The organism is Caulobacter sp. GW456-12-1-14-TSB4 (assembly GCF_059424195.1).
The window spans coordinates 165,847-181,940 of sequence record NZ_JBWKZF010000004.1; the positions used below are offsets into that span (position 1 = coordinate 165,847).

The following is a 16,094-nucleotide window of genomic DNA, read 5'->3' on the forward strand; positions in this document are numbered from 1 at the left end:
TTCATGAGACTGGGGCCTGTCAGACCAAACAGGCCCCAGGGCGCGCTGTCCCCCGGCGCGTCCGACCCGACCACCACTGCCTCCCCGGTGGCGTGGTCGGTTCAGAGCCCTCCCGACGGTTTCTCCCCGCCGTGATGGGTTATGATTCCCCGGCGCCGTACTCCGAACCCCATGGCGCCGGGGAATCACTCTTTTTTTGCCTTCGAGCGGGAGCATCCCCGCCAATCCTGGGGCCGCATCGTCATGGTGTTCGCAGTCGTCGCGCTGATCGCGCTGCTGGTCGTGATGATCGCCTGGGGCAAGATCCCGCCCTTCGTCGCCTTCCTGCTGACCGCTCTGGCCTCGGCCTTCTGCTTCGGCATGCCGCTGGATCAGGTGGCCAAGTCGATGGAGAAGGGTGTCGGCGACATGCTGGGCGGCCTGACCGCCATCATCTGCCTGGGCGCGATGTTCGGTCGCTCGATCGCCGACAGCGGCGCGGCCCAGAGCATCGCCCGCACCCTGATCGGCGCGGTCGGCCTGCGCTTCATCCTGCTGGCCATGGCCCTGACCGGCCTGATCGTCGGCATCCCCCTGTTCTACAGCGTCGGCTTCGTGGTCATGGTGCCGCTGATCCTGACCATCGCCCGGCGCGCCAACCTGCCGCCGGTCTATGTCGGCCTGCCGTTGCTGAGCGGCCTGTCCGTCGCCCATGGCTATCTGCCGCCGCACCCGTCGCCGACCGCCCTGGTGGCGCTGTTCGGCGCCGACACCGGCCTGACCCTGGGCTACGGCCTGATCGTCAGCATCTCGGCCCTGGCCGTCGGCGGCCCGCTGCTGGTCCTGACCCTCAAGCGCTTCAACGCCGTGCCCGTCGGCGACCTGCCGCCGCAGGCCGCGCCCGAACCGGACGAGACCGCTACGCCCGGCGCGCTCAACAGTTTCACGACGGCGCTGCTGCCGGTGGTGATGATCGCCGCCACCACGGCGCTGGTCTTCGCGATGAAGGCGCCCTCGGAGGCCAAGACCATCGTCACCTTCGTCGGCCAGCCGGCCGTGGTGCTGATCCTGTCGCTGATCTACGCGACTTTCAGCCTGGGCGTGTTCCGGGGGCAGTCGTTCACCGGCCAGATGAACCGCTATAGCGACGCCCTGAAGGACGTCGCCGGCATCCTGCTGATCCTGGCCGGGGCAGGGGCCCTGAAGCAGATCTTCGTCGACAGCGGCATCAGCGCCGAACTGGGCGGCTGGTTGGGCGCCTTGCCGCTGCATCCGCTGGTGCTGGGCTGGCTGATCGCCATGGTCATCCGCGTGGCCCTGGGCTCGGCGACGATCGCCGGCCTGACGGCGGCGGGCCTGGTCCAGCCGATGATGGCCGGGACCCATGTCGATCCCAACCTGATGGTCCTGGCCATCGGCGCGGGCAGCCTGATGTTCTCGCACGTCAACGACCCGGGCTTCTGGCTGTTCAAAGAGTATTTCGGCCTGACGCTGAAGGAGACCCTGCTGTCCTGGACGGTGATGGAGAGCCTGGTCGGCGTCGTGGGCCTGATCTGCGTCCTGGGCTTGAGCCTCGTCGTCTGACCCAACCTTTTGAACCCAACGATCAAGAGCCGCTGGCAAGCGGCCGACCTCGGGAGTCCATCATGTCCAACCTTCTTCGTCCCGTCGCCGCGATCGTGGTCGCCGCCGCCGTCCTGCCGGCACAAGCCCTGGCCGCCCAAGCTTTCGCGGTGACGCCGGCCCCGGCCCAGCTGACGCCGCTGAAGGGCGAGCTCTCCCTGCGCGCAGGCGACGCCGTCTGGATCGCGCAGGGCGACACCGAAGCGCGGGTCGCCGCCCAGTGGCTGGTCGACACCCTGGCCGCCACGCGCGGCGTGCGCCTGGTCATCAAGGAAGGCGCGGCCCCCGCGACCGGAGGCGTCGTGCTGGTGCGCGGCGGGCCAGCCGGGGAGGGCTATGCGTTGGACGTCTCGTCCAAGCGCGCCGAGATCCGCGCCACGGACAAGGCCGGCCTGTTCTACGGCGCGGTGTCGCTGTGGCAGCTGGCGGCCCAGCCCAAGGCCGGCGCGCCGCTGCACGTCTCGGCCGTCCAGATCGACGACGCCCCACGCTTTACTTGGCGCGGCCTCATGCTGGACACCGCCCGCCACTACCGTAGCCCCGAGACGATCAAGACGATCCTCGACGGCATGGCCAGCCTGAAGCTCAACACCTTCCACTGGCACCTGACCGACGACCAGGCCTGGCGGCTGGAGATCAGGAAGTACCCGAAGCTGACCGAGCACGGCGCGTGGCGTCAGCCCGTCGGCGCGGCCGGCTTCACCGCCGCGGGCGAGCCCGTGCGCTATGGCGGCTTCTACACCCAGGACCAGGCGCGCGAGATCGTCGCCTACGCCGCCGCCCGCAACATCACCGTGGTGCCCGAGATCGAGATGCCGGGCCACGCCCAGGCGGCGATCTCCAGCTATCCGCAACTGGGCACGCGCCCGGCGTCCGAGAAGGTGATGGCCGACTGGGGCGTCTATCCCGACATCTTCAATGTCGACGATGCCACCTTCGCCTTCCTGGACGACGTGCTGGACGAGGTGATGGCGATCTTCCCGTCGACCTATATCCATGTCGGCGGTGACGAGGCGCTGAAGGCCCAGTGGGAGGCCAGCCCCGCCATCCAGGCCAAGATCAAGGCGCTGGGCCTGCCCGACGAGCACGCGCTGCAAAGCTACTTCATCCAGCGCATCGAAAAGCACCTGAACGCCAAGGGCCGTCGCCTGGTCGGCTGGGACGAGATCCTGGAAGGCGGCTTGGCCCCCAACGCCACGGTCATGTCCTGGCGCGGGCTGGAGGGCGCGGTCGCCGCCGCCAAGCAGGGCCACGACACGGTGCTGGCGCCGGGACCGGTGCTGTATTTCGACCATCGCCAGAGCACCTCGCCTGATGAGCCGCCCGGCCGGGGCAAGATGTCGACGCTGAAGACCGTCTACGCCTTCGACGCCGAGCCATCGGAACTGACGCCCGAGCAGCACAAGCATGTGCTGGGCGTGCAGGCCACGCTGTTCAGCGAGCACATCCGCACCGACGAGCGCGCCGTGACCATGCTGTTCCCGCGCCTGGCGGCCCTGGCCGAGAACGCCTGGACCCCGCGCCAGCAGCAGAACTGGGACAGCTTCGCCGACCGTTTGCCCGCCACCCTGGGCCGTCTCAGCGACCTCGGCCTGGCCTACGACCCGGTCCCGTTCGAGCCGCAAGCGTCCTTCGCCACGCCGAGCGAGACGATCGTCACCCAGCTCGATACGGGCCTGCAGGTCGGCCAGGTGCGCTACACCACCGACGGCAAGGAGCCGACCGCCAAGTCGCCGCCCTACAAGGCGGCCCTGGCGCTGAAGCCGGGCGTACAGCTCAAGGCGCGGACCTTCCTGGACCAGCATCCGCTGGGCCGGACGCGCGAATGGGCGGTGACGCCGGAGCGCGCCCTGACCCGCCGCTCGCACGAGCTGGCGCGCTGCACCGACAACCTGATCCTGAACCTCGAGGACGACGGGGCGAACGCGAAGGGCGAGCGCGCGACCTTCATGCTCGACATCCTCAATCCCTGCTGGATTTGGAAGAGCGCCGACCTGACCAAGGGCGCCAAGCTGACCGTCACGGTCGGCCAACTGCCGTTCAACTTCCAGCTCGGCAACAAGCTGGATCCGCTGCCGGTGCGGCCGCCGTCGCGGCCGGAGGGCGAGCTGGAGGTGCGGTTCGGCTGCAAGGGGCCACGTCTGGCCACGGTCCCGCTGACCGACGCCGCCCGCAACAGCGCCCTGACCGAGCTGCAGGTCGATGTTCCAGGGCGCGGCGTCGGCGACCTGTGCTTCACCTTCGCCAGCCGGGCGATCGAACCGATGTGGGCGCTGTACAGCGTCAAGATTTCGCCGTCCGCGACACTCGTTGGTGGAGATAAGGGCCTCTAGGGGCAGGCCCGATCGCGCTTTCAGAAGTTCGGATCGAAGTTGAAATAGATCGGGTTCGACAGGCCGACCATGTTGCCGCTCAGCGCCATGGAGCCGGGGACCTCGGGATAGGCCGTCGGCGTGCCCTCGACCTGGACGCGGTAGTAGGTGCGGCCCGTCGTGGCGGGGGTGTCGTCGAACTCGACCACGGGGCTGGGACCCTTGGCGGGGAAGCTGCCGAACGTGTCGCCGTCCTTGATCACCGTGACGGTGTAGGCGCCGTCGGCCGGGATGGCCTTGCCGGTCAGCTGGACGCGGAAGTGGACAGGCTTGCCGGTGGGCTTGGCGTTGTCGCCCATCATCATGTCCATCTTCCCATCGGCGTCGAGGTCGGCATAGAGCTCGACGCGCGGCGCGTAGGGATTGGCGCTGACCGCGACCCGGCCATTTGTCAGGGCGTCGACCACGCCTTGCGGCGTGCGCGTCTTGGCGAAGACCCAGGTGGTGGGGGTGCCGACATAGTTGGCCGTGGCCTGGACGCTGTTGGGCTTGGCGTCGGCTGGGGCGTCGGGAACGCCGTGGTGGGCGTCGCTGCCGCCGCGTCCGGTCAGCTTGCGGCCCGACTTCAGCATGTCGTCCCAGATCATGATGGCGTTGGCGTTCTTGGGCCACAGCGCCGAGTTCCAGACCTCGATCGAGTCGGCGATGTCGTAGGAGAAGCCGAAATTGTCCTTGCCGATCGGGTGGTTGGCCGACAGGTGGACTCCCAGGCTCTTCTTGACCGCCAGGATCTTGGCGTCGCGCTCGTCACGCACGTCGTAGAGGCGTTGGTGCTCATAGGGCTTGGCCGAGAAGACGTTGCCGTGGCCACGGTGGGTGGTCCATTCGGCCCCATAGAGCAGCACCACCTTGTCGGACTTCAGCTCTGGATCGACCCAGGTGTGGTGGGCTACGTCGCCGCCCACGTGGTTGTCGTGGTCGGTGATGGCGATGAAGTCGAAGCCGACCTTCTCGGCGAAGGCGATGATCTTCTTCACCGGATTGTTGGTGGATTCCAGGCTGTGCCGCGAGTGCAGGTGCAGGTCGCCCTTCAGCCAGGTCCCGTCCTGCAGGCTGGCGACCGGCGGGATCGCCGGTTCCTTGGAAGCGGCGAGGGCGAGAGCGGGGGAGGCCGACAGCATCAGGGCGGCCAGAAGCGATCTTACGCGCATGTCCGTGGGCTTTCTTCGAAAGGAAGGGGGATCCGGGCGACGAAGGGGAGCGCCGCCCGGATTTTCGGCGCGCTAGAAGCGGGCGCGCACGCCGAACAGGAAGGTCCGGCCGTAGTTGGTGTAGCCAGCAAAGCGGTTCTTGCGGACGTAGTTCCACTGCACCGCGTCCGTCAGGTTGATGCCCTGGAACGAGACCGAGACCTTCGGCGTCAGGTCGTAGGAGATGTCGTAGTCGAGCGAACCGAACGCCTTGTCGTTGGTCGCCGCCAGGCCCGCCCCGCCGACGTCGCGCAGCACGTTGCCGCGCCACGAATAGGTCAGGCGGATGGCCGCGCCGCCCTTCTCGTAGAACGCCGTGGCGCTGAAGCTGTCCTTGGCCACATCGACCAGGTCGTCCTTGGTGACGACGCCGGCGGCGGTCGAATAGGTCCCCTGGCTTTCGGTGTGGGTGTAGTTGGCCAGGAAGCCCAGACCGTCGAACGGCGCGGGCAGGAACTTGAACGTCTGCTGATAGGCCAGCTCGGCGCCGTAGACATAGGCCCCGCCGCCGTTCTGCGGCGCGGTCAGCTGGTAGCTGACGCCGTCGATCAGGAAGGGCTTGGTCTGGGCGAAGACGAAGGTCGTGATGTCTTTGTAGAACACGCCGCCGATCAGCGCGCTGGACGGCGCGAAGTACCATTCGGCGGTGGCGTCGTATTGCCAGGCTTCGAACGGCTTCAGGTCCGGATTGCCGCCCGCCGCGGTGAGCTGGGTGCTGGTGGCGGTGGAGAGGCGCGGCGCGATATCGGCCAGGGCCGGGCGAGTGATCACCTTCGACGCGGCAAGGTGCATCTGGAAGTCGTTGGTGATTTCCGCCGCCAGGTTGAACGACGGCAGCAGGTTGCCGTAGTTGCGCACGAAGCTGACCGGGCGCGCGAACGTGCCGTTGTCCAGATAGCCGTTCGAGGTCTGGCGGGTGTTGGCATAGCGCAGGCCCAGGTCGCCGCGCAGGGTCACGCCGCCGACCGGGATATTGAACTCGGCCATGCCGTAGCCGGCTGCGATCCGTTCCTTGACCTCGTAGGAGTTGCGCAGGTCGCCCCGGGCCAGAGGGGCGGCCAGTTGCTGCTGCAGATCGGTCGAAGCGGCCAGGAACTTGTCCGGACGCGGCTGCAGCCATTCACGCGGCAGGTCGCCGCCCACCGAGCCGAGGAAGCCCTTCACCGGGAAGGGGTTGAAGAACTCGATCGGGAATTTGACGCCGACGATGCCGTTGAGCAGCGTCAGGTCGCGACGGTGATAGTCGCGGCCGCGATCCTGGATCTTGGCGCCGAAGCGCACCGCGGTGATCCCGGTGTCGCCGAACTCGCGCATCACGTCCAGCTTGGCCGCGGCTTCGTGGTCCAGGGAGTCGTTGACGCGATATTCGATCCGGCGACCGGGCAGCAGGTTGGGATCGTTGAGGTTGGCCGCGAAATTCAAGTTCGGCAGGCGTTCGCCGGCCAGGGCGTAGTCGAAGGTGACCAGGCCGACCGGGCCGATCAGACGCGAGCGCGTGATCGGCTTGGGCGTGTTGGAATAGGCGCGGCTATAGGTCAGGTCGGCGTCGACGGTCCATCTGTCCTTCGTCCAGGCGACGTTGCCGCCCAGGATCAGGCTCTGGTAGTCGAGCTTGGAGACCTCGCGGCCGATCTGGGTGTTGGTCTGGACCGTGGCGTGGGTCAGGACCCCGTCGATGATCACCGCGCTGCCCGGCACGATGGCGCGCGGCGAGGCGGTCTGGAAGTCCGACGAATAGGTCATCTCATCGTAGTCGATCTGCAGGCGGCTCCACAGCGCGTCCAGATTGACCTGCAGGTTGTCGTTCGGCTTCCACTGCAGGCCGCCGGTCAGGCCGACGCGCTGGCGGTGTTCCTGCTCCAGGGTCGGACGGTTGGCGGTGGGGACCAGGATGGTGCCGGGGTCGAGGACGCCGTCGCCGTCCGCGTCGATCCGGCCATCGATCCAGCCGGTCTGGATGATGCGGTCCTGCCGCACCGTGCGCTCGTCATAGACGGCCGAGGCCAGAAGGCCCAGCGTGCCCGCATCATTCTGCCAGGCCGCCAGGCCGGACAGGCGCGGGTCGATACCCTTGTCGGCCAGCTGCGAGTAGCTGCCCGTCGCCGACATGGTCACGGTCGGCGCCTTGAAGTCCAGCGGCCGGAAGGTGCGCATGTTGACGATGCCGGCGATGCCGCCTTCGTCCAGCGAGGCCTTGGGGCTCTTGATCACCTCGACCGCCGAGACCAGTTCCGAGGCGAAGGTGTCGAAGCGGAACTGGCGGCCGGTGGTGCCGCCGTCGCGGACGTTTTCGTTCACCGCGGCGGTGCGGCCGTTCAGGGTGACGATGTCGAACGAGGGGCCCAGGCCGCGCACTCGGACGAACACGCCTTCGCCCCGGTCGCGGACGATCGACACGCCCGGCACGCGTTGCAGCGCCTCGGCGATGTTCTGGGCGGGGAACTTGCCGATGTCTTCGGCCTTGACCACGTCGATGACGTTGGTCGCCTTGCGCTTCTGGTCCAGGGCCTGGGCCAGGCTGTTGGCGATGCCGGTGACGACGATGTCCTCGACCTGGACGGGCTCTTCGGTCAGCGCCGAAGTCGTCTCCGGCGCATCGCTAGGGCGGCGGCGCCGCACGATCAGCGCGCCGGCGCTGTCTTGCGTGACGACCAGGGAGGTGCCCTGCAGCAGGTGGCGCACAGCGGTCTCGGCGTCGTAGTCGCCGCTCAGGCTGGGCGCGCGCAGGCCCTTCACCGCGTCCTGGGTGAACAGGATGTCGGCGCCGCTCTGCTTGGCCAGCTGTTCCAGCGCGCGGTCCATCGGCTGGGCCGGCAGCTGCACGTGCACCAGGCGCGACTGCGCCACGGCCACGCCGCTCCACAGAGCCGCGAGCGCGACGCCCACGGCCAAAGAACGGCGCACCCGCCGCTTTACAACGCTCATGATCATCCCCGAATGGCGCAGCTCCGAAAGCCGGAGCGCCCACTCGACGATCTCGGAGGCGTCTTCCTCACTTCCGAAATCGTGAAACTTTTTAGACGGCGTCGATGCGGATGGCGTCGGGGGTCTGGATCACCTTGACCGGCAGCAGCATGGCCACGGCGTTGGCGAAGGCGGCGGTGTCGCCCACGCGATAGACGCCGCTCAGCCGCAGCGCCGCCACGGTGGGATCGGCGACGACCAGCTTGCGTTCGGTGTAGCGGTTCATCTCCTCGCTGGCCGAGGCCAGGGTGGCGTCGCGGAAGACGGCCCGGCCGCTCTGCCAGGCCAGCAGGTCGTCGAGGTTGGGATGATCGACCGCATCGGCGCCGCCGTCCTGGCCGACCCGCAACCGCTCGCCCACCGACAGGGCGCGGGGCGCGCCGCCGCCATCGATGTCGACCCGGCCGGCGGAGACGACGATCGCGGCCGTCCCCTTGTCGCAGCGCACGTCCAGTTGGCCGTTGTGGGCGGTGATCTGACGGGTGTCGGTCTTGATCAGGAATGGACGCGGATCGGCCGCCAGCTCCAGGCAGACGCGGCCGGCGTGGATGCGGACCTCGCGGCTGTCGTCCTGCATCCGCACCCGCAGCTTGGTGGCGGTGTCCAGCAAGAGGCGAGAGCCATCGGCCAGGGTGACGCGGCGCTGCTCGCCGATGGCGGTCTCGTAGACGCCGGCCCGCGCGACCCGCCAGCTGGCCAGGCCGCCGCCGAATGCCGCCACCGCCATGCCCGCCAGCACCGCGCGACGCGGCGGCGCGCGCTCGGGCGTCCGCTGGATGCGACCGGCGATGCCGCCGACCGAGGCCCAGACCGCCGAGGCGCGATCGAACGCCTGGGCGTTGGCTGGATCGGCGGCGACCCAGGTCCGGAACGCGGCCTCGTCGGCGGCGGAGCGATCCTCGGCGTGCAGCCGCGCGACCCAGGCCGCGGCTTCGCGGACGGGTGTCGAGCGGTCGTCGTCGTGAGCGGGCGCCGTCACCAATTTTCCATCCAATCGGTCAGGACCTCGACGGCCTTGGCCACGTGCTTCTCGACGGCGCTTTGGGTGATGCCCAGTTGCGCGGCGATTTCGCGATGCTTACGGCCGTCCAGCCGGTGCATCAAGAACACCTCGCGGGTGCGGGGGCTCAGCTGATCGATGCCGGCCAGCAGACGCTCCAGCCGGTGGCGGGCGATCAGCGCCTCGTCCTGCAGCGGAAGATCGTCGCGCACGCCCGCGATCTGCAGCTCGGTGACCTGGGAGGAGGGGGGCTGGAGCCGCTCGCGGCGATAGGCGTCGCGGCCGCCGTTCGAGGCGCTGCGGACCAGGAAGGCCTCGGCGTTGTCCACGGCCGCGGCGCGCTCGGTCATCCGCACCCAGGCGTCGTGCAGGAGGTCTTCGGCGTCATCGCGCCGGGTCGCCCGGGAGACTTGCGCGCGCAGATAGCTCCAGCGCGAGCGGAGGTGAGTCAGACTCATCGAAGGGTCCGAAGTAGCGTCAGATTCCGCTCCGCTAAGTCAGAACGGATACGGTTTCGTGACGCCGCGTATTGCCGCGTGCGCCTGATCTACACGATCTGCGCACGGATCAGGCTCGGCTGATGGCCCTTTCCACCCTGGGGTGGGCCGCTCACGAGCTTTCTTGTCTATCGGTAGATTAAGGTTGGGATCGGTTGGTTTGGGTGGCTAAAAATCCCAATCATATATGGGGTAATATAATTTGACTCGCGCACCATAAATGCCATCGTCTTGACCGAGCTCTCACTAAGCAGGGCCAGGGAGGTTGCGATGGGACGTGATGTGAAGGGCGTGCGCCTGCCCGTGGGGACGAAGCTGCTGTACGGCTTCGGATCGGTCGCCTACGGGGTCAAGGACGGCGCCTTCAAGTCGTTCCTGTTGATCTACTACAATCAGGTCGTCGGGCTGCCCGCCGGGCTGGTGGCCAGCGCCATCCTGCTCGCCCTGGTCGCCGATTCCCTGCTCGATCCGATCATCGGCCAGCTGTCGGACGGGCTGCGCTCGCGCTGGGGGCGGCGGCATCCGTTCATGTACGCCTCGGCTCTGCCGACGGCGGGGAGCTTCCTGTTGCTGTTCATGCCGCCGGCCGACTGGTCGCAAGGCGCGCTGTTCGGCTACATCGTCGCGACCTCGATCCTGGTGCGGACGTTCATCGCGCTCTACGAGATCCCCAGCTCGGCGCTCGGCCCGGAGCTCAGCGCCGACTATGACGAGCGCACAGCGATCATGGCCTATCGCTACATGTTCGCGATCGTCGGCGGCGCGCTGCTCTATATCGTCACCCTGCGGGTGTTCCTGAAGCCGGACGCCGGCCATCCTGTCGGTCTGCTCAATCCGGACGGCTGGTGGCGCTACGCCGTTACCGCCGCCATCGTCATCGCCCTGTCGATCCTGGTCTCGGCCGCCGGCACCCACGGACGGATCGCCAGCTTCCGCAAGCCGCCGGTTCAGCCGCGCCGCTCGCTGCCGGCGGTGCTGCGCGAGATGCGCCAGAGCCTGGGGCACGGCTCGTTCCTGGCCCTGATGGGCTATGGCGTCATCAAGTTCACAGGCACCGGCGTGGTCAGCGCCTTGGCGCTCTACTTCGCCACCTACTGGTGGAAGCTCAGTTCGGGTCAGATCGCCTTCCTGGCCCTGGACGCGCTGATCGGCTCGCTGCTGGCCCTGCCGCTGGCTCCGCGCCTGTCACGCCTGCTGGGCAAGAAGCGCGCGGCGATCAGCCTGCTAGCCGTGACAGTGGCGCTGGGCCTCTTGCCCTTCGGTCTGCGCATTCTGGGCTGGTTCCCGGCCGAGGGCTCCAAGCTGCTGGTCCCGGCCCTGCTGGGGATCCAGACGCTCTATTGGACCTGTGGGGTGGTGTCGGTGATCATGATCACCGCCATGCTGTCGGACGTGATCGACGACAGCGCGGTCCGCACGGGTCGACGTGCCGAGGGTCTGTTCTTCGCCGCCAACAGCATCGTCCAGAAGTGCGTCTCGGGCCTGGGTGTCTTCGTTTCCGGCCTGCTGCTCAGCGCCGTCAGCTTTCCGAAGGGGGCCGATCCGGCGACCCTGGATCCGCAGATCATCACGAAGCTGGTCATGGTCTACGCTCCGACCCTAGTGGTGCTGTACGGCGTCGGCATGGCTTGCCTGCTGGGCTACCGCATCACTCGTGAGCGTCACGACGAGAACGTGCGTCTGCTGGCCGAGCGTGAGGCCCTGGTGTCGGCGGTGCGGGCATGAGCGCGGCCCAGAGCTTCCTGAAGATCTTCGTCGCCGACCTGGATCGATCGGCCGCCTTCTACGCCGCCTTGGGCCTCGCGCCCGGCGGGCGGATGGCCGCGCCGGAGTTCGACGAGCTGATCCTGCGTGGCAGCGGTGGCAGCATCGTGTTGTGCCGCTGGCGCGACGGCCGGGCGCTGGAGCGGGGCAACGCCAACGGCCCGATCGGCTTCATGGTCACCGATGTCGACGCGGTCCACGATCGTGTCCTGGCGGCCGGCGGGACCAGCCGCCTGTCCCCGCGCAGCCTGGGCGCGGCGCGCCTGGCCTTCGTCGCCGACCTGGACGGCCACGAGCTGGAACTGCTGGACTTGGGCGCCTGACAACAAAAGAGGCCTCGGCGCGGACGCCGAGGCCTTTCAAGTCTCCCCGAGGTAGGGTTTCGAGGGGTTCTAGAAGCGCGCCCGGACCGTCATCCCCCAGGTGCGCGGATCGCCGAGATAGGCCGAGTACGAGCCCTGGAACGCGCTGTCGAACACCACCTGGGCGTAGTCCTGGTTCAGCAGGTTCTGCGCCCACAGCTCGATGGCCAGCTTCTCGTCCGGCGCGCGCAGGCCTAGGCGCGCATTCACCACCGTGAAGCCCTTCTGGACCTTGTTCGGCGCCAGGTTCGAGCCGGTGTTGTAGTGGCTGCTGGTGCGGGCGTTGACATAGGCCAGGCCCGTCCAGCCCGACGCGCCGATCGGCGGCGTCCAGGTCACGGCATTGGTGAACACCGTGCGCGGAGCGTTCGACATCTGCTGGCCGGGCAGGCGCGACAGCGAGGGGCTGAGTGGCGAGCCGATCGCGTCACCGACCAGCTGGTCGGCATAGCTGGTGTCGGCATAGATCGCCGCCGAAGTCAGGCTCAGATGCTGCATCGGCCGCCAGGCCGCTTCCAGCTCCACGCCCTTGGCGATGACGCCGGCTTTCACGTCACCCGGCGCGCAGGCCCCGGTCGTGGCGCTGGTGTCGCGGTCGCCGCCGTTCAGGTTCGTGCCGCAGCCGTTGATCGTGGCCACGATGTAGACCGTGCCGTCGAAGGTGTTGAGCTGGAAGTTGTCGAACCGCTGGTAGAAGGCCGAGGCCGTCAGCGACAGGCCGCCGGCGCTGTACTTGGCCCCTAGCTCGAAGGCGTCGACCTTTTCCGGATCGAAGCGCAGCTTGGCGACCGAGGCGTTGGTCAGCACGGTGGTGGCCGGGCCCAGGGCCGAGCGGTCCAGGTTGAAGCCGCCGGCCTTGTAGCCCTTCGAGTAGCTGCCATAGACCATCAGCGGTTCTGACGGCTTCCACGACAGCACCGCCGTGCCGGTGACCTCGCTCTCCTTGTGGCTGTCGGCCAGGTTCAGGCCGTTCAGCTCCGAGGTCGAGTTGCCCTGGCAGGCCAGGCCGACGATGCCGGCGCTGACGCCCGGCAGCGCGCGTACGCGCGGGCAGACGGTGTTGGTGTTGCGGAATGCCGCCGAGAAGTCCTTGCTCTCGTGCGTGTAGCGGGCGCCCAGGGTCAGATCGACGGTCGGCGTCACGTGGAAGATGTTGTGGGTGAAGATCGCCGCGCTCTTGCTGGTCTGGCTGTAGCGTGTGCCGTCGTCGCCCATGTTCGAGATCGAATAGAGCAGGTCCAGCGCCTGAACCGTCGGCGACGCCGAGCCGCCCAGGGCCGCGCGGCCGGTGGGCGTCAGGCAGCCGGCGGCGTTGGCGTCGACCAGCGCCCGGTTGATGCCGTTGACGATCAGGCACGAGGAGAACGGACCGTACTCCGTGCCGAACTTCAGCGTGCTGCCGACCTCGAGCTTCTCATGCGAATAAAACCCGCCGACCAGCCAGTCGAGGCGGTCGTTGAAGGCGTCGCCCTGCAGGCGCAGCTCCTGCGAGAAGGTCTTGAAGCTGCGGCCCGAGCCGTCGCGGTCGATGTGCAGGATGTCGACGAGATTGTACTCGGCGTCCGCGCCCTGGGCGCCGTTGTAGTCGCGATAGGCGGTGATCGAGGTCGCCTCGGCGCCCGCCAGCTTCCAGTTCAGCTCCAGCGACGCGCCGCGATCCTTGGTCGTACCGGCGAAGGTCGTGCCCGGCGAGACGGCGACCTTGCGGTCATAGGGATCGTTGCGCGAGGGATAGAGCTGGTCGACCGTGGCCGGCGCGACCAGGGTCAGCACGCGCACGGCGGCATTGACGTTGGGATCGAGCAGCGCCGAGTTGCCCGGCGCGATCTTGTCGGTGGCGAAGACCGCGCCGCAGCACGACTCGTTGCGCTTGGAATAGTCGGCGATCAGTCGCGCCGAGAAGCTGTCGGTCGGCTCCCACAGCAGTTGCCCGCGCAGGAAATACCGGTCGCGGGTGTTGATCTGAGCGCCCGTGTTGACGTCCTCGTAGAAGCCGCCGCGCTTTTCCCAGACGCCCTCGATCTTGCCGGCCAGGGTGGGGGTGATAGGCCCGGTGACGCCGCCCTCGACGCGGCGGTAGCGGAAGTCGCCGACGCTGGCGAAGGCGTAGCCCTCGGTGTCGAATTGCGGCTTGCGGGTGATGATGTGCAGCAGGCCGGCCGAGGCGTTGCGGCCAAACAGCGTGCCCTGCGGGCCGCGCAGCACCTCGACGCGTTCGATCTCGCCCAGCTCGTTCAGGCCCACGCCGGTCCGCGAGCGGTAGACGCCGTCGATGAAGATGGCCACCGAGCTTTCGAGGCCGGCGTTGTCGCCGACTGTGCCGATGCCGCGGATGCGGGCCGAAGTGTTGGATTCCGAGCCGGTCGAGGACACCAGCAGCGAGGGGTTCAGCTGGTTCAGCGCCCGCACGTCGGTGGCGCCGGAGTTGCGCAACGCCTGCGCGCCCACCGCCGAGATGGCCAGAGGCACGTCGGACAGCGCCTGCTCGCGGCGTGTGGCGGTGACGATGATCTCGTCCACCTGCGCCGTCTGCTCGGGCGAAGGCGTTTTGGATTGAGCGTATGCTGTTGAAAATGACGCAAACGCCAATAATGCTGCGCTTGAGCACAGGTGGGCGCGCGAAGATAAGGTCATGTGATCCTCCCCGTGGCCTTCTTGCGCGATATGCGCGGCCTTATTTTCGAATAGAGAGTACGGGGTGGGTCTCAGTCAAGAGAGTTTACTCGCAAACCAATAGAGTGCGATTTGGTGATCGCGGTACAGCGCCACGCCCGCGTGCGCCCGGCGCGTTTGACAATCGCGCGGCGGTGGCCAACATCGGGCCATGGACGCTCAGGACGACCTTCGCAGCCGTAAGAGCGCGACCGCGCGTATCGCGCAGATTCTCGACATCGCCGACGGGCTGGTGATCGAGACCGGCGGCCTGCCGATCTCGATGAAGCGGGTCGGCGACGCCATGGGCGCCAGCCGGGCGCTGGTCTACGCCTACTTCCCCGACGCCGACCAATTGGCCGAGGCCGTGCTGGAGCGGCGCATGCAGTGGCTGGGCGAGGCGGGCCTCGCCGCGGCGCTGGAGGCGGGCGAGTTCGGCGCGCGGGCGGCGGCCGGGGCGCGGATCTATCTCGATCACGTCGCGCGCCACGGGCCAGTGGTCCACGTGACCGTCCGCGATCTGCCGAGGGCGCGGGGACGGGGCGGCAAGGCGCGTCCGCATGTGGCCGCCATCGCCCGCCTGGCGCGTTCGGCGCGGCGGGACCTGCGGCTGTCGGCGCACGAGACTCTGGTGCTGATCGAACTGCTGGTCGCGATCCCCGAGGAGGCCGGGCGGCTGGTGTTCGAGGGCGCGCTCGATCTCGTCGAGGCCCAGGCGCTGTGCGCGCGCCTGCTGACCAGCGGGATCGATTCGGTCCGGCCGCGCGCGGCGAAGACCGCCTAGGCTTCCTGGTTCTTTTCCTGCCGCGCCGCCGCCGCGTTGCTGTTGGCGCCGGCGATGATCATCGGCAGGCACAGGCGCTCGGCCACCTCGAAGGTCGTGCGGCCCGAAGCCAGCAGGCCTCCGGCGCGGCGGGTGACGGCGGTCAATACGGCGGTCGAGCCATAGGCCACCGGCCGGCTCATGCCGTAGCGCGCGCCCAGCGACTCCAGGATCGGCTCCACGGCGATCTCGGCGGCCTTCTGGCGCTCGTCCTGCAGGCTGTCGCGCACCTCGGCGTCGCGCATCAGGATCTGCAAGGTCGGCCCGCGCGCGATCGCCTCGTGGAAATAGCCGAGGGTCGACAGGATGATCCGGGTCAGGTTGTCCTCGCCCCGGGCGATCTGCAGCTGGCGGCGCTGTTCCAGGGCGTGCAGCTCGCGCCGAGCCAGGGAAGTCAGCAGGTCGGCGCGGCCGGCGAAGCAGTTGTGGGCCTGGGCCTCGCTGATGCCGGCCTCGCGGGCCACGCGCTTGAGGGTCACCTCGGTCAGGCCCTCGGCCAGGATGATGGCGACGGCGGTGTCCATCAGCTGGTCGCGGCGGTCCTCGGGCGACAGGCGGGTGCGGGCGCGGCGGGCGGTGAACTGCTCGGCCCCGACGATGATCTCGGAAGCGGTCCTGGAGGGCGCCGGCGGCAGCGGCGGACGCGCGGGTTCGGCGGCCGCGCCCTGGCGGGTCCAGTGGGTACGCGCGGGGCGAGGGATCAGCAGGCGGTCGCACAGCTTGGCCAGGCCGTTGGCGCTAAGGCCCACCTCGGTGGCCGCGCCGGCCAGCGGCTTTGACCAGACGAGGTCGTAGAGCTGCTGGCGGGAATACTTGGCCGAGGTCTTTTCGCGCATGGGCCAAGGTTGGGCCGCGGGACCGCCAATTG

Annotated in this window: 11 protein-coding genes; 5 read left to right on the top strand and 6 right to left on the bottom strand. The window is 68.5% G+C overall.

Annotated features, from left to right (window positions below; genetic code table 11):
• The first annotated feature begins 243 nt into the window (after positions 1-243).
• Both AC07YH_RS05455 and AC07YH_RS05460 read left to right on the top strand, forming a co-directional pair.
• A complete protein-coding gene (locus tag AC07YH_RS05455) occupies positions 244-1,563 on the top strand; it encodes a GntP family permease (protein WP_494745995.1) in 1,320 nt (439 codons plus the stop codon).
• 62 nt (positions 1,564-1,625) lie between these two features.
• Positions 1,626-3,935: a beta-N-acetylhexosaminidase gene (locus AC07YH_RS05460; protein ID WP_494745996.1), complete on the top strand. Its 2,310-nt coding sequence runs from the start codon at positions 1,626-1,628 to the stop codon at positions 3,933-3,935.
• Between the two features lie 20 nt (positions 3,936-3,955).
• Here AC07YH_RS05460 and AC07YH_RS05465 read toward each other — a convergent pair whose 3' ends face one another.
• The 4 genes from AC07YH_RS05465 to AC07YH_RS05480 all read right to left on the bottom strand — a co-directional run bounded on the left by AC07YH_RS05465 (position 3,956) and on the right by AC07YH_RS05480 (position 9,586).
• Entirely contained in the window at positions 3,956-5,125 is a 1,170-nt protein-coding gene (locus AC07YH_RS05465; protein ID WP_494745997.1) for a CehA/McbA family metallohydrolase, read from the bottom strand.
• A gap of 72 nt (positions 5,126-5,197) precedes the next feature.
• Positions 5,198-8,089 carry a TonB-dependent receptor gene (locus AC07YH_RS05470; RefSeq protein ID WP_494745998.1) on the bottom strand — a complete coding sequence of 964 codons (2,892 nt, stop codon included), beginning with the start codon at positions 8,087-8,089 and terminating at the stop codon, positions 5,198-5,200.
• Between the two features lie 91 nt (positions 8,090-8,180).
• Positions 8,181-9,107, bottom strand: a complete 927-nt coding sequence (locus tag AC07YH_RS05475; protein ID WP_494745999.1) for a FecR family protein — start codon at positions 9,105-9,107, stop codon at positions 8,181-8,183.
• Positions 9,104-9,586, bottom strand: coding sequence for an RNA polymerase sigma factor (locus AC07YH_RS05480; RefSeq protein ID WP_494746000.1), 483 nt, complete (start codon positions 9,584-9,586; stop codon positions 9,104-9,106). Before AC07YH_RS05480 ends, AC07YH_RS05475 begins: the two co-directional genes overlap by 4 nt.
• Before the next feature lie 309 nt (positions 9,587-9,895).
• On the opposite strand from AC07YH_RS05480, the gene AC07YH_RS05485 reads away from it, so the two are divergent.
• A complete protein-coding gene (locus AC07YH_RS05485; RefSeq protein WP_494746001.1) occupies positions 9,896-11,350 on the top strand; it encodes an MFS transporter in 1,455 nt (484 codons plus the stop codon).
• Complete coding sequence (locus AC07YH_RS05490) at positions 11,347-11,712, top strand: VOC family protein (RefSeq protein ID WP_494746002.1); 366 nt, start codon at positions 11,347-11,349, stop codon at positions 11,710-11,712. The genes AC07YH_RS05485 and AC07YH_RS05490 overlap by 4 nt, the downstream gene beginning before the upstream one ends.
• Positions 11,713-11,781: 69 nt before the next feature.
• Here AC07YH_RS05490 and AC07YH_RS05495 read toward each other — a convergent pair whose 3' ends face one another.
• Positions 11,782-14,271, bottom strand: a complete 2,490-nt coding sequence (locus AC07YH_RS05495) for a TonB-dependent receptor (protein WP_494746003.1) — start codon at positions 14,269-14,271, stop codon at positions 11,782-11,784.
• A 304-nt stretch (positions 14,272-14,575) separates the two neighbouring features.
• On the opposite strand from AC07YH_RS05495, the gene AC07YH_RS05500 reads away from it, so the two are divergent.
• Entirely contained in the window at positions 14,576-15,187 is a 612-nt protein-coding gene (locus AC07YH_RS05500) for a TetR/AcrR family transcriptional regulator (RefSeq protein WP_494746004.1), read from the top strand.
• On the opposite strand, the gene AC07YH_RS05505 is transcribed toward AC07YH_RS05500, so the two are convergent.
• Positions 15,184-16,062 carry a TetR/AcrR family transcriptional regulator gene (locus tag AC07YH_RS05505; RefSeq protein WP_494746005.1) on the bottom strand — a complete coding sequence of 293 codons (879 nt, stop codon included), beginning with the start codon at positions 16,060-16,062 and terminating at the stop codon, positions 15,184-15,186. The two genes, AC07YH_RS05500 and AC07YH_RS05505, sit on opposite strands and share 4 nt — an antisense overlap.
• Between the last annotated feature and the right edge of the window lie 32 nt (positions 16,063-16,094).